Here is a 15,349-nt window from a genome sequence, read left to right as displayed (position 1 = left end):
CAATTCCACTAATAATCATTGCAAAAATTAGGAACGGGGAATTAATAGTAGATATTTTAAAAGCTGAGGAGACATTAATATTAACAGCTGTCACATCTAAGATTAAACAACTAATTAAAATAAAACAAATCTGTTCATAATAGTCACCTAAAAATTTCAGTTCTTTTTTCAACTAACTTCTTCCCTCTTTATCTGATAAATTATTTCTTGTCCCATTTATCTTTATTAATATTTTTTTTATAATATACTTTATCGCACTACCTGGCCCTCGATAAATATATTTTAAGGCGCCTTTGATTCCCCCGATATTATCAAAGTTAATATAAGTATTAGGTAAAGTATCTGGACGAATATTTAAAACAGTGTTATCTACAAATGGTGTGATATAAATATCATTTTTAGAAATAGCATAATCAAACCTTTGTGACCAAGCTAAATAAACAAGAATCCTCTCGATAGAATGTAAAATAGTATGTTGCGGAAGAGGTTCTGAAGGAATATCCTCATCTTGCAGATTTAAATCAAAGAGTGGTTTCAAGGCATCATACTTGAACCAAATGAATGTTCCATAACTCATAATAAAGGTATTTAATTTATTAAAGTCAATGGAACGATGAATGTTCATTCTCTCCCAAAGAATATTCATATCGTCAGCAAATTTATTTTCATTCCACGGATCCACAATCTTAGTATATCGGAAAAAAGTCGGGATATCTGCAATTACTAATCCCAAACGATCATCGTTTTCCAACTTAGCCATAATTAAATCAGCCGGTTTTAGTAACATATCAAATAGCTCATTTCTCCATGAATCTCCTACCCAATATGGATATTCTGGAGATTTTTTAGTATGGAAATGCCCGATATAATCATAGGTACTCAATTCTTCCCGCAATTTCAGCATTGGGATAATATCTCGACCTTTGTTTCCAGTAATATATATCTTCCCTGGTTGATTACGTTTTGATAAAACAGTTTCAATTTCTAATTTTTTCTTTTCTGAATCCGTAGTTAGGAAGAGGTCATAAGTAAAGTGAAAATTTTCAAATTGCTTTAAAAAGTCTTCTAGTAAGTCAACATAGTAGGTATGAAGATGTACAGCAATTTTTTTAGTGTCTGAATATGTCTGTGAACTTTCCTCAATAACTTTGCGATCAAGTAAATAAGGTGGAGTTGGTAAACTCATATCTGACATGTGAGATAAGATAAATTCTACTGGATAGTTCGTTCTTTTCTCGATTTCCTTAAGCAAATAAGGAGCTAGATGCTGAGTTAAATCAAATGTTTTAACCTTGATGAACGGCACTCCTGCATCAAGCAAAACATGGGGATAATGAATAGTGAAATTGCTATGGAAAAACTTGTCATTTAATGGAATCGTATTGAGAATAGATTCATAGTTAAATCCAGCATCCATGAATTTCTTGGTATAAAGAGTTTCATAATTATCAATTACCTTTTGAACATCTTCGAAACTCTCAACTGATTTCCAGAACTTTTGGAAAACACTAGATTCAACTAAGCGTTTTTTAAATGAAATAAAGTAAGATTGCAAATGTTCATGTATATAAATATCACCGGCTTTAATTCCTTGATGATTAGTCATACCCCAAAAATCTACATTTGGGTTTGATTCATAGTTATCATAGATCGGTGCCATGTCCCAGAGTGGACCAAAACAAGTGTCATTCATAACAGTGACAGAATCATACTGTTTCAAGTTATCAAATCCAACAAATTTCATACCATCATGCCAAGCAGCAAAATCGTAACCTTTATTCTCACGTTGGATAAAATCATCAATCAGGTGTTTATCACGAAGTTTTTGTACTTCACTTTCACTAAGACGACTATTTGAAATAAAAACTAATTTATCAAACAATGGTCTCATATGTTCAAGTTGATAAAATACATGCCGACTAATATGATCATATTTATTAAAATGAACATAAAGCAATAGACGTTTCATTTACTTCTCCTAAAGAAATTAATAATTTTAGTTGGTATTGTCCATCTTCTCGAAGTAACAACACTGTTATATTGGTTTTGTAAGTCATCATATAAAATCTGTAAACGATTCAACTCATTTTGAAGCTCTTGACTCTCTTTCTTCACAACTTCAATATACTCATTTTGGTCATGAGAAATTCGCGACACCTGATTCAGTCTTAAATCTAAGTCTTCTATCTGACGATCTTTTTTAAAAACTAAGACATCCAAATCACGATCCTTAACAAGCGCTAAGTGTGAGATTCTTTGAATATCCTGATCTGGATACTTGTTGAGATATTTAATTTGAGAATCCAAGATACCTGTGAACCGCTTTTCAGCAGTCTCCAATGTCATAGGTTTTGAATCGGACCCTAAATTCATACGATACACAGTGGTGGAATCACTCAAAAAAGAAATTTTAGTGCGTTTGAATAATTCAAGTTGTAACTCAAATGTATCGTCTGCGGCTGTATCGCTAATTTGAGCAGATACATCTTGCATAAGTGCGGTATCAACCAACCAGGTTGAAGCCATCGTCATACCTTTCATAACAAGCATCTCTTCATAGGAATCAATCAAAGGAAGCGCCTTATTAGCAAAGGCATTTTTTTGGATAAGATTCCCGTCTAAGTCTACCATATCAAATTCAGTATTTGACCAAAGTGAATCAATTGAAGCATCCAACAAATCAACTTGCTTTTGAAGTTTTAATGGGTCAATCCAAAAATCATCACTATCACATCTTGCGATATATTGACCTTTAGCTTCTCGGCAAATTTTTTTCCAAGTTTTAGTAATGCCAAGGTTCACTTCATTACGAAAAGTTCTAACTTTTTCAGGAAACTTATTTTGATATTCTTGAATAATCTTATACGAATGATCTGTTGAAGCATCATCAATGATAATAATCTCGAAATCAAAATTTGTTTTCTGATTGAGAAAGCTATCTATAGCCTCTCGTACCCAATCCCCCTTATTATAATTGGTACAAATAATCGATACTTTCATTCAAACTTCCCTTTTTCTCTTAAGAAAAACTCCACTTCCCATTTCTTTGAATAATACCAGTTGCAGAATCTTTAGCTGACTCATCATCTTCATCAATATCGTCCCTATTTAGAACAATAACTGGAATCTCATCAGTCGGAAGAAAGGCTAAAACTTGATTATTCTCATCCCTCACAGTAATTTCAAGTTTTAACTTAATATCGTTTAGCCCTGCTAGTGAACACTGATAGTTTACCTTAACATCACCCTTGCCACTTGTTAAATTATCCATCGTATTATCATTATAAATCCAAATATTACGATCAATATCTGTAAATGAAATAGCAATATAAGTCGGCACAGCTTCTAGCAAGGTATACGTCAAATCAAATGAAATTGGTTCATTTGGTGCAGCTCTTTTAGAAGACAATAGTGATAACTTCAAATTTTCAACAACTGAACCACTTCTTTCAATTCCCGGTTGATCTGAAGTGATTACTTGTTCTGTATTGTCAAAGCTATATTGATTGGCAACATCTCTAGGCTCACCTTTAGCTTTAATGTAACCATCTTCAATTAAAATAGCCTTATTACAATATTTCTTGACAGCTCCCATATCATGGGTAACCAGAATAGTTGTTTTACCAGAATTCTTTCTTTCTAAGAAATAATCATTACACTTGCGCTGAAAGGCTTCGTCCCCCACAGCCAGAACCTCATCCAAAATCAGAATGTCCCCTTGAGCCTTGATTGCAACTGAAAAGGCCAAGCGAACCTGCATCCCGCTAGAATAATTTTTGAGTTTTTGATTCATAAACTCACCCAGCTCAGCAAATTCAACAATGTCNTCATACATGGCATCTACTTCTTCAGTTGAGAAGCCCAGCATGGCACCATTCATATAGACATTTTCGCGGCCAGTCAGCTCTGGATTGAAGCCGACACCTAGCTCGATAAAGGAAACCAACTTGCCATCAATGGTCACTGTTCCCTTTTCGGGAATATAAATCTCTGAAATGATTTTCAAAAGGGTTGATTTTCCTGAACCATTACGGCCGACAATTCCAAAAAAATCTCCCTTTTCCACTTCAAANGAAATATCCTTTAGGACATGTTGTTCTTTGTAACCTTTGATTCCTCGAAATCGGTTAACTAGGCTTGTTCTTAAACTTTGTGTTGACTCTGTTGGCAGTTTAAAAAACTTACTGACATGGTCAACTTTTACTGCAATATTATTTGACATTATAGAATCTCCGCAAATCTCTTAGCATTTTTATTAAAGATATAATATCCAAGTCCAAATATCACTACTGGCAATAAATAAGGAATCAGAGCAATCCATGGATTTTCAATCAAATCCCATCCTCGCATGCTCCCTGAATAAATTGCAAAGTGGCGTAAATCTTGAATAATTTGTGCAATTGGATTTAGCATCATTAATTTTGCAAAAGTAACTTGTCCTCTCTGAAGAATAAAAGTCAGTGAATAAATGATTGGTGTCGCATATAAGCCTGCCTGCAGCACTACTTCCCAAATTGGACCAATATCGCGATATTTTACAAAGAGAGTAGAGAGCATAAAGGCAAAACCAGCCGACATTAAAACCAGCTCTAAAAACAAAGGAATGATGACTAACCATCCAAAACTAAATGAAACACCATTAATCAACGCAAAAACAAAAACCACCAATAGATTAATTGCATAGTTTATTGCCGCACCTGCAATAGCAGAATAGACAATAATCGACTTAGAGAAATTCAACTTTCGTAACAAGTCCCCTCTAGACACAATAGACATCATGCCCATATTGGTTGCTTCTGAGAAAAAGTTCCACGTCACCATTCCTAAGAGAAGCGATACTGCGTAATGAGGGGTACCATCATCGAAACGTAAAAAACGTACAAAAACTAAATACATGACCGTAAATAGTAGTAGAGGTTTCAAAATAGACCATAAGTGGCCAATAAGAGAGCCTTGATAACGTAATTTAAAATCTGTTTTAATCATCTCTCTCAAGAGAATCCAGTTTTTTTGGCTAAAATAATCTAGCATGTATATTACTCCTTATAAGCAAATTTTGTGAGAATGAGCGTCGTGAAAACCAAAGTATGAAAGGCACGATTTTTTCTGTAGCCATACTTTCGAATCCGTCGCAATCGCTCTGTAAAAGGGGCGTCCATGATTGTCACAAAATTTTCAATAATTTCTCTATTTTCAGTTGTCAGAGGCTGGCTGAGAAGGTTGCGAGCTTGAGTCTGACTGTCTTTTATCAATTTCCAATATTTAGCAAATAGACGGCTAGGATGAATCCAGTTCTTCATCCGCTTGCGTAAGGTCCGGGCTCCCAATACATTATTTGAATGCTGGCGATAGAGCTCACCTGGCTGATCCAGATAAACGAGTTGCCCAAAGGCCGAAGCCAACAAGCCCAGATACCAATCGTGCATGAGTAGCTCATGCTCCTCCTGCCCTGTCCACAAATTAGCCAGAGCACGGTTGATCATCGAAACGCCACCTGTCACCGTATTTTCCGTCAGTTCCTGAATCAATTTTGTATTGGCATGGTCAGACTGCGTCCGAATCATACTTTCATGAACAACATTTAGCTCCTGATCCACCACTTTTAAATCCATATAAACCAACAAAGGTACGGAAGCATCATAGTTTTCTGCTGCCGCCAACTGAATCGCCAACTTATCCGGCAACCAGACATCATCCTGATCGCTAAAAAAGTAAACATCCGAATCCTGATACTTAAGCAAGCTATGAAAACTCTTAATGACACCCAAATTTTGAACTTCTTCCGGATTGATAAAGAAAATTCGGTCATCCTGTTGGCAAAAAACCTCAATAATCGCTCGCGTCCCATCACTAGAGCCGTCATCCCGAATCAAGAGCTGCCAGTCCCTATAAGTTTGGGCTTGAATACTTTCAATCTGCTCTGCCAGAAACTGCTCACCATTATAGGTAGACAGAAGAATAGTCACTTTCATGATAAAAATAGCTCCTCGTATTCACCTACAATTTTTTCCCAGGTGTAGTTTTCTTTCATATTTTCTTTGGCTGCCTGACCTGGCTCAGAAAAATCAAGCTGAACATCCACTTTGTCAATCAGTTGGGCCAACTGCCCTTCTTCTTTTTGCCAATACAAAGCTGTTTCTTTGGCTACTTGATGGTTGAAATCCACATCCAAAACCAAATTGGCATCAGTCTGAGCCAGAGCTTCCAGAAGCCCGGGATTAGTTCCACCGACTTCGTGGCCATGCAGGTAGGCAAAAGCTTGATTGCGGATGTATTTGAGCAGTTCCTGATCATAGACTGTCCCGACAAACTTAATCCGAGAATCCTTGTCAAAACCCGTTTTTTGCTTAAGCTCTTCATAATAAGGATTTCCCTCATGATTGCAAATAATCAGCAAGTCACGTTGGGTTTTGGATTTTATAAATTCCCGAATGATGGTCTCGTAGTTGTTTTCTGGCACAAAACGTCCAACAATCAAATAATATTCCTTTTCTCTGCTCTGCCATTTCTCAAAAAAATCACGCACGCGAGCATCCTGAGGGTCAAGAGAAGATAGCTGGAGATCTGTCCCATAAGCAATGAAAGCCGTCTTAGACCAAGGGTAGGATACTTTTATATAACTTTCAATGCCTTGGTTGTCCGCAATGACCAGATCAGCATGCTTGGTCATCACCTTCTCAGAATATTTAAGATAGGCTTGAACCGGCTTAGGCCACTTAGCTCGCTTCCATTCCAGACCATCTGGATTAATAAAGAAAGTCCCGCCTGCTTTATGAATTTTATGTGCAAAAGGCGCCACAAAGGCTCCGATCGTATTACCCAAAATATAAAAAATTGGACGCTTAATCTGCTGCTCTTGCACTAGCTTTAAGGAATAATTGATGGCCATCATATCATAGGCAATCACCCGAGCCGGCCCCAACTTAGGAGCCTTAATGGTGAAGCAATCCACTCCCTTGTAATCAAAATGATGAAAATCTTCATCATCCGACAAACAAGCTACATGATACTGGATTTGGGAAGAAACCTTATTTTCTACTAATTTTTCAACAAAGGTTTCAAATCCGCCATATTTAGCAGGAAGTCCGCGACTCCCGATGATGAAGACATGTCTCATGCTTTTCCTCTATTCAAAGATTTACAATCTAGTCTATTATATCATTTTCTTGGTGATTTGTGGAACTTTCAACAAGGTTCATTAAGTTGTTTCACCCATAAAATAGACTAGTTCATAGTGAACTAGTCTATCAACGCTTTATCTTCTTACTTCCTGCTTGTAAAACTCTTTCAAAGCATCCTGCCAAGTTGGAATGACAAAGCCTGTAGCCTTGGCCTTGGCCAGACTCATAGTTGAGTTGAAAGGTCGCTTAGCCTTAGCTGGGAACTTGCTAGAATCAACTGGCTGGACTTCCACATCCGTATCTTTGAGAATTTCCACTGCAAAGTCATACCATGTCGTGTCCTCAGCCGCATCATTAGACAGATGGTAATAGCCAAATTCCTTTTGATTTTCAGCCAAATAAGTCATAAACTCAGCCAGCGTACGAGTCCAAGTCGGACGGCCATGCTGGTCATTGACTACAGTCAGAGTTTTGTGCGTCTTGGCAAGATTTTGCATGGTAAAGACAAAGTTTTTACCGTAGTTCCCAAAGACCCAGGCAGTACGGATAATGTAGAAACGGCTGGAATATTTCTCAACTAGCTCCTCACCCATGCGCTTGGTACGGCCATACTCGGTCTGTGGATCTGGCCGATCGTCTACTTCCCATTCCTCGCCGACAGGCTTTTGTCCGTCAAAGACATAGTCTGTTGAGATGTAGACCATGGTCGCCCCGTGTGCTTCTGCTGCTTTTGCTACATTTTCGGTTCCGGTCACATTGATGGCATAGTCCAGCTCTTTTCCTTCGTCCTCAGCCGCATCAACTGCAGTATAGGCTGCGCAGTGATAGACCAAGCTTGGCTTGACTTCCGCAAAGACCTTGTCCACTATTTGCGCATTGGTAATATCCATTTCTGCCACATCAACAGCCACATACTCCTCATTGCGCTCATCCAAAAGATAGCGGAGCTCTGTTCCCAATTGTCCATTCGCACCTGTAATTAAAATCATTTGTTTTTCCTTTCAGATCATAAAAATTCGATGAATTTATTATACCAAAAAAAGCAGAAAAAATCTGCTTTAAACCAAAATTAATCAGCACTTTCAATCCCTTCAATTTCGAAATAAGCTGCCATCCACTGGTTAAACCAATCATCTTTAGATGGACCTAAATTCGCTGTACCTTTATAAGCATTGAAAAGGGTTCTTGGTTCTGTATAACGCCTCAAGGTAACAAACTCTTGACCTTTTTCTTTTGCCAAGCGTACTTCCTCGTACTGCTCCTTAACAACTAAGTAAGTATCGTGAACATCACTAAGAGCGTTACTGTAAGACATCCCAAATTTAATAACAACAGGCAAAAGAGCATACACCGCAATCCCCCTCACCCACTTTTTCTCTTCAACAAAAATTACTTTGAGGGGGATTAGAAGAGCTAAGATAAGAAGTACACTTGCCCCAAAGAAAATCCGTTCTGGCAATTCATTGCTCACAACCAATGAATAGATACAAGCCAAATGAGCCATTAAAATAAAGCTAATAGTAAGTATTTGCTCTTTTCTTAGATACTGTCTAAACAGAGCATAGACAACGAGTAACAACAGGATGATATATAGAACCCCGTAACGCCCCCAGCTTAGTTGAAAAAGGTTATGAAGTTTGTCATAGAGCCCATCAAAAACAGAAATTGCCCCTGCTCTTTTCCGAGAACCTGGTGATAATAACATTAAGAAAAAACCACCACTAGCAAATACAATTTCTAAAACTCTCTCAATTGGAAATCTATTTTCTATAAACCAATCATAAAGGGAAAACAAACCAACCAACATAATAATTGCTGGGGAGGTATTCTCATTTCCTGCCCCGACAAAAAATGCCAAAGGAATCGTTAAAAGTAGCAAATAAGGGAATCGTTTCTGCTTAAATATCAAGGACAGCCAAACCAAATCTAAGACAGCAGTCCACAAGTAATTTCCCGAACCTGATACCCACAAGACTGTCTTTCCTATCTCTGGCAAGAACCACCATAGAAGTAGAAAAATTACAATGAGATAAAACGACTTGTATCTTATTTTTGAACCAGTAGAAAATCTAGAGCTAAGATGATCTAGCAATAAACATAAAGTTACAAATACTACGGAGTTAATAACATCAAATACAATTTTGTCAAATTGCATAAAAACTTGAACAATCGTATGTCCTGTAAAACGACCATTCCACACTTTCCAATGATTTATTTGAGACAACAATAAATCAAAAATATTTCTAATTGGTTGCTCGTGTCCATCAGGAAAAGGTTGTCTGTACAAAAAATGATAAGTAAAATCATCTGATGTATAGAGGGTAAAACGATTTAACAGGAACACCAGAAAAAATACAGCCACTAATATAAAAATAAACGTGTATTTATATTTATGGTTATGGTTATCTTTTTGCATTACTCTTCTCCTTAATCACATAAACAGGGCGTTTCTTTGTTTCCATGAAGATTTTGCCGATGTACTTGCCTAATATACCGATGGTCAACAGCTGGAAGCCTCCGATAAGGAGAATGACAGTCATAAGGGACGGCCAACCCGATGTCGGATCACCAAAAACCAAGGTACGGATAATAATTACTGCCATCAAGATAAAGGCTAAAATCCAGGACAGGATGCCCCCTAAAAAGGCGATGTTGAGAGGCGCATCAGAGAAATTGACGATGCCTTCTAAAGAATAGTTAAATAGAGACCAGAAATTCCAAGAGGTCTTGCCAGCCACTCGTTCAACATTTTTGTATTCCAAGTACTCAGTATTGAAGCCAACCCAGGCAAAAATTCCCTTGGAGAAGCGATTGTACTCTGAAACCTCCAGAATGGCTTCTACCATCTGACGGCGCATCAGTCGGAAGTCACGCGCACCATCTACCATCTCAACCTGACTAATCTTGTTAATCAGCTTGTAGAACAAATTAGCAAAAAAGCTTCTGATTGGCGGCTCTCCCTCGCGAGTAGTGCGACGGGTACCCACACAGTCCAGCTCAGGATTCGAGTCCAGCATGGCCTTCATCTCAATCAGGAGCTCGGGCGGATCCTGCAAATCCACATCCATGACCGTCACAAATTCCCCACTTGCCTCTTGCAAACCAGCGTAAAGCGCTGCTTCTTTTCCAAAATTACGAGAAAAGGACAGATAGTGCACGTCTGGACAGCGACTGCTGAGCTCACGTAAAACAGTCAAGGTCCGATCAGTCGATCCGTCATTGACAAAAATATATTCAAACTGGTCACGGATTTGATATTTCACCGCTTCCATAGCTTCATGAAACAAAGGAATAGACTCTTCTTCATTGAAGCACGGAACAATCACTGAAATTGTCATATTCTTCCTTTCCTACACACATAGACAATAAATTATCTCATTTTTCGCACGCTACTCCATCTCCATCTTTATCTAACTTGCTACTATAACCCGGTTGCCCACGATAAATAGGGGTAACTCCTGCTCTCCTAGCAGCTTCACAATTAGGATAAATTCCACTTTCTGATATTGTACCTGAGTGATTTTCTACAGAAGAGTTATTAGATGAATGAGAAGCTGGTTTGCCCAGCCCGATAGCATTCCAACTTATCCCTTCATAACGCCATCCTACTTGAACCAAATAGTCCTTCTCTCCTTCAGATAAAGTATAATGATGACTACCAGCTTTTGCATTAGGATTATATAATCTATACAACGGATGCTGACCTGAAGATTTCCATGAAACTCCTTCATATCTCCAACCAGCTCGTATTAAGAAATCTCGTTCATTTGCATTCAGAGTATAGTGATGATCACCCGCATTTGGATTGTACATTCTGTAAACATCTTGACCTTCCATAGGAGCAATCCAACCGATTCCCTCGTAGTGCCACCCTACACCTACCAACATCTCTTTTTCATTCCAACTTGCTGTATAAAAATGTTCTCCACTATTTGGATTATACATTCTATACATTTCTACTCCACCATCGTTTGCACTTACTGACAAAACGTTTATAAACACCATAGATAGCAATACAGCGATAAAAATATAAACTTTCTTCATTTATAACTCCTTAACTAGGCTTTGACACCATAATATTCTAAAATTGTCAATACTATTGACATAACAATAAATAACAACGCAATGAATAATACTAGACTATCCCTCCTCTCTTCTTCCTCATTAGTCAAGACGACAGGTGTAGGAACATAGAAGTGCGAAACATTTAATGCTAATCCCATTGAAAGTATGACTCCAATAAAATATCGTCCTTGAATGCCATTAAAACTCATTTCCGTTACTTTTCCCCACATCAGATAGGCTGTCATCAAAATTCCCAATGTTATACCGAAACCTACTAACAATGTTCCAAACTTACTAAAAGTAGGTAATGGATTATATTGCGGAATCATAAATATGATACAAGTAATAAAAGGAAGATAAAACCACATAAGATTTCCTAAACCATAGCTTAACCAACCAAATGTAAATAGGGACGGGAGTAAATTTGGAATTAAATTAATTAGCTCTTTAAAAGAAAATAGCGAAAATGTTTTTAAGTGGGCGAAAGTGTACTTTAATTTTTCAACTGGATTCGCAACATCATTTACCTGAGTTATATTAATTCCACTAGATAAACGTAACCATAGGAAACTAATTATTGCAACAAAAACGATTGCAGTAATTATATACAAGTATGTATGACGGCTTTTAAATTTATTTTTAGGAATGAATAATAATAAGCCAACAAGCAAGACATAAGGAAGTTTTATAGTTGCCATTAATAAACATAGAGATGCAAAAATACAAATATCTTTCATATCCACTTTATTCTGACCTACCAAACTACAAAATATTCCCAACAGTAAGAAAGTCAAACCATTCGCCATTCCATCAGTACTAAAAGACGAAGCTAAATAAACCGCCATCGGTATCATGGCTATTGTAGAGAATAATAATTCTTTTCCGTTAGATTTTTTTATAGCCAATCTTACCAATAATGAATACACAATTAAGTTAGAGAGTCTTCCCAAGACTATAGATGCAAATACACTTAGTCCCAGAATTTTTGCTATTAAAATACCTACTACTTGAGGTAAGTATGGAACAAAAGAGGAAGCATTCGTCGCAACAAATTGCGGATAATAGGCTTTATCTGATGATGTTCGCACCTTATCTAATCCCGATTTTATTAGAGGTGTTTTCATAACTTTATCCGCTATAACCACATCTTTAGAAACCTGAAATTCCTTTGGTTTACTAGGTAAATAAAGATGTCCTTCAGATATATACAAAGCCCGCGAATAGTGAGCATTCTCATCTGGAGCGTCCAAAACTGGAGTTATGAAAGCAAAGATGCTCCCCATCAAGATAATCATTGTACATACTTTATTATGTATTTTACCATCTACACAAACAGCTAAACTACCAATTAGCCCCGTTATGATTAATAATGTTTTAGGTATAAAAATAATCGAGCCACCTAGATAAACATATATAGCTAAAACCATGAGCCATAATAGCAACAAATATTTCCATCTTTTTTTTACATTAACAGCTATCGCTAAGCAATATTGTTGTGCAAAATGAAGGAAGTGTTTAAAATATCCATCAAACATATATCCACTCATCCTTTTATATTTAACTGACTTTATGTTTCATAACCAGTAATAAACTGAAACATCTATATTTCAAAATTTTCAAAAATAATGGAACCACATATGCTAATGCAGAATTTATATTTACTTTTTGAATTTCTTGTTTAATGTATTTATTTCTTTCCCAATTTTTTCCAAAATATTTTTCCATAAATAAAATGATGTCTTTAAAATCTTGTTTCGTTGCCTTAGGGTATTTTAATAACCGATAAGTATGCCCTACACATAAATGCTCCAAGGCTAGATATTGTAATTCTTCTCTATACATTTCAAATTCATCACCAAATAAAGAGAAAAGATATTCTAAGGCATCATAAATATCAAAAATATTAGACTTACTTGAATTCATGATGGAATTAGAAGTATTCACTGTATATTTATATAAATATTTTTGTATATATGAAACATCCGAACATTTTGAAGTAACAAAAGGCATAAGAGCGATGTCTTCATAAATCTTTCCCTTTGGAAAACGATACGATTCTATAAGTGAGCTTTTGTAAATTCTAGTCCACGATGCATGCTTAGTAAGCATAAAAAGACGAATATTATTTGTAGTAGCGGTAGAATCATAGAAAGGATTAACTTTTAAATGTTTTATTGTTTTTTCAGCATTATCAAACAGATCAATATCAAAATAAATAACATCCTTTCCTTTGGCAAACATAAACTCCTTTAAATAGTTTTTATAGATACTATCATCTGGATCAATAAATGTTATGTAGTCACTAGACTTGGTCTGTTCAAGACCATAGTTTCTAGCATCTGATACCCCCCTGTTCTCTTTTGAAAACAATTCAATAAATGGATATTTTTCAACATATTCTCTAATAATATTTTCTGAATTATCGGTACTGCCATCATTGATACAGAGTACTCGCAATGAACACTTTTCTATTTCCTCCTGATGGACAATACTATCTAAACACCTTCTCAAATATTTTTCAGTGTTATAAACAGGAATAATCACCGTTAAATCATATTTCATTTTTACTTCCTTTATCTCTACTTGCTAAAAAATAAATACTTGCAATTCCAAATAAATAAACTAACATAACAATAAAAAAACTAATCGCGGCACCAAGCATACCTTTTTGATAAATAAATGGTTCTGTGATCAATTTAGTAAGTATCAAAAGAATAATATACAAGCCAACTAAAAGATGCTGTTTCCGTATAATCGTTAAAATATTCTCAAAAACAATTGCTAAAGCATATAAAACTCCTGAGAATATCAGAATAGTAAAAGGAAGTACATACTTGTTCAAATCCACGCCAAATATTAAACTAAGTACAGGCACACCGAATAAATAAGCTATAAATGTGACGAACAAACCGCCTAAAGATAGGAATCCTAATAATCTTTTTATAATTAATGAGAATTCTTTATATTCTTTTTTATTCCATAAAATGGCTAATTTTGTAATCAGGGGTCTAACAATTAAAATAATAAGACTCATAAAGAAGACAGGCATAAACAGAATATTAAAATCACGTTGCATTCCAGTTTGTAAAAAGCCCTGATTAAGACCTTTTTCAATGATTATTTTAGGCTCATTTAAAATATATAACAAAATAAATCCATTTACAAATAGTGGCCAACAAGCTAACAATATATCCTTTATATCTTTTTTATAGCGAGTAGACAACAATTCTCGGACTTGAATTTTTTCGAAATAAGCTACAAAACGCATCTCGTAGAAAAAAATGAGTAGCCCATTCCACATAACTAAAGAAAGCAAAGCAAGCAGAACAGACTCAGATAGTAGCAATGTTATTAGTAATACTAGAACACTCGTAGAATATCGAATAAACATTGTTTTTCCAGCAATGTCCATACGCTCTCTTTGTTGAAACAATCCTTGAAATAAATCTGATACTGCATCCCACATGCGATAAAGAATCATAAGAAAGGTCAATAGAAGAGTCTCTAATGAATAACGGCCTTCACCAATTATATATAAATATGGAAACAAGGTAAGTATCATTATCGTAATTGTGAGGATACGAGTCTGAAAATAACCTATAAAACTATGCCGCTGCTTTACATCCGTTCCTTGATAATTTCGAACTTGAAATAAACCGATAACTATCCATAGCGTTCCGATGGAATTAGCTAGGCTAAATTGATCTGCTACTTTAGCAGAACTCAATCTTGTGATAATTAAAAGATATAATACAGATACCCCAGATGCTGCTAAATTTCCCAACAAATTCCAAAAATATATTTCTTTATCCGATGGATCAGTGCGTATCTTCATCTTTATTCCTCAATGCAATTATCTGTACTAAATTTTTAAATTTTGTATCCAATTTTGATAACTTTAAAGTTAGTTGAAACTGATTAATCAACAATAAAAAAATAATGAATAAAAAGATAAAGTTAACGGCTGAAACTATTCCTAAGGCATTCGCAATTTTTTCTGCTAATTTTGGAAAAATACTGAAAACTAATAAAACTATTGAGAAAAATATCCAAAATAAGGCATCATTAATTTGAACTTGTGATTTTCTGATACTACGCAAAATGAAACTACATGTCAAAATAGATACAATAGTTAATACAACTTGAAACCAAATCATCATTAT

At 35.8% G+C, this 15,349-nt stretch carries 14 protein-coding genes; all 14 read right to left on the bottom strand.

Going from position 1 to position 15,349, the window contains the following annotated elements; all coding sequences use genetic code 11:
* Nucleotides 1-172: 172 nt before the first annotated feature.
* Entirely contained in the window at nucleotides 173-1,969 is a 1,797-nt protein-coding gene (locus tag D8872_RS08680) for a rhamnan synthesis F family protein (protein ID WP_125390651.1), read from the bottom strand.
* Nucleotides 1,966-3,000: a glycosyltransferase family 2 protein gene (locus tag D8872_RS08675; RefSeq protein ID WP_125390650.1), complete on the bottom strand. Its 1,035-nt coding sequence runs from the start codon at nucleotides 2,998-3,000 to the stop codon at nucleotides 1,966-1,968. The genes D8872_RS08680 and D8872_RS08675 overlap by 4 nt, the downstream gene beginning before the upstream one ends.
* Nucleotides 3,001-3,019: 19 nt before the next feature.
* The gene (locus D8872_RS08670; protein ID WP_125390649.1) at nucleotides 3,020-4,222 is read right to left on the bottom strand and encodes an ABC transporter ATP-binding protein; all 1,203 of its coding nucleotides are present in this window, start codon (nucleotides 4,220-4,222) and stop codon (nucleotides 3,020-3,022) included.
* The gene (locus tag D8872_RS08665; protein WP_005590601.1) at nucleotides 4,222-5,031 is read right to left on the bottom strand and encodes an ABC transporter permease; all 810 of its coding nucleotides are present in this window, start codon (nucleotides 5,029-5,031) and stop codon (nucleotides 4,222-4,224) included. Before D8872_RS08665 ends, D8872_RS08670 begins: the two co-directional genes overlap by 1 nt.
* A gap of 5 nt (nucleotides 5,032-5,036) precedes the next feature.
* Nucleotides 5,037-5,972, bottom strand: coding sequence for a glycosyltransferase family 2 protein (locus tag D8872_RS08660; protein ID WP_125390648.1), 936 nt, complete (start codon nucleotides 5,970-5,972; stop codon nucleotides 5,037-5,039).
* Nucleotides 5,969-7,117 carry a beta 1-4 rhamnosyltransferase Cps2T gene (gene cps2T, locus D8872_RS08655; RefSeq protein ID WP_125390647.1) on the bottom strand — a complete coding sequence of 383 codons (1,149 nt, stop codon included), beginning with the start codon at nucleotides 7,115-7,117 and terminating at the stop codon, nucleotides 5,969-5,971. The genes D8872_RS08660 and cps2T overlap by 4 nt, the downstream gene beginning before the upstream one ends.
* Nucleotides 7,118-7,255: 138 nt before the next feature.
* Complete coding sequence (gene rfbD / locus D8872_RS08650) at nucleotides 7,256-8,110, bottom strand: dTDP-4-dehydrorhamnose reductase (RefSeq protein WP_125390646.1); 855 nt, start codon at nucleotides 8,108-8,110, stop codon at nucleotides 7,256-7,258.
* A gap of 80 nt (nucleotides 8,111-8,190) precedes the next feature.
* Nucleotides 8,191-9,537: a DUF3329 domain-containing protein gene (locus D8872_RS08645; RefSeq protein ID WP_221760748.1), complete on the bottom strand. Its 1,347-nt coding sequence runs from the start codon at nucleotides 9,535-9,537 to the stop codon at nucleotides 8,191-8,193.
* On the bottom strand, nucleotides 9,524-10,459 hold the full coding sequence (locus tag D8872_RS08640) for a glycosyltransferase family 2 protein (protein ID WP_125390645.1): 936 nt from the start codon (nucleotides 10,457-10,459) through the stop codon (nucleotides 9,524-9,526). The genes D8872_RS08645 and D8872_RS08640 overlap by 14 nt, the downstream gene beginning before the upstream one ends.
* A 37-nt stretch (nucleotides 10,460-10,496) precedes the next feature.
* Entirely contained in the window at nucleotides 10,497-11,165 is a 669-nt protein-coding gene (locus D8872_RS08635) for an excalibur calcium-binding domain-containing protein (RefSeq protein WP_125390644.1), read from the bottom strand.
* A gap of 14 nt (nucleotides 11,166-11,179) precedes the next feature.
* Nucleotides 11,180-12,721 (bottom strand): DUF2142 domain-containing protein, encoded by a 1,542-nt coding sequence (locus tag D8872_RS08630; protein WP_260471691.1) that lies wholly within the window; start codon nucleotides 12,719-12,721, stop codon nucleotides 11,180-11,182.
* A gap of 22 nt (nucleotides 12,722-12,743) precedes the next feature.
* Nucleotides 12,744-13,748 (bottom strand): glycosyltransferase family 2 protein, encoded by a 1,005-nt coding sequence (locus tag D8872_RS08625; protein ID WP_125390642.1) that lies wholly within the window; start codon nucleotides 13,746-13,748, stop codon nucleotides 12,744-12,746.
* Entirely contained in the window at nucleotides 13,738-15,021 is a 1,284-nt protein-coding gene (locus tag D8872_RS08620) for a lipopolysaccharide biosynthesis protein (protein ID WP_125390641.1), read from the bottom strand. Before D8872_RS08620 ends, D8872_RS08625 begins: the two co-directional genes overlap by 11 nt.
* On the bottom strand, nucleotides 15,005-15,346 hold the full coding sequence (locus D8872_RS08615; RefSeq protein ID WP_125390640.1) for a DUF2304 domain-containing protein: 342 nt from the start codon (nucleotides 15,344-15,346) through the stop codon (nucleotides 15,005-15,007). Before D8872_RS08615 ends, D8872_RS08620 begins: the two co-directional genes overlap by 17 nt.
* Nucleotides 15,347-15,349 lie beyond the last annotated feature (3 nt).

Origin of the sequence: Streptococcus cristatus, assembly GCF_003943815.1 — a bacterium.
Taxonomy (GTDB): Bacteria; Bacillota; Bacilli; order Lactobacillales; family Streptococcaceae; genus Streptococcus; species Streptococcus cristatus_F.
The sequence above is the reverse complement of the archived record's forward strand: the minus strand, read 5'-3'. Positions and strand labels throughout refer to the sequence as shown.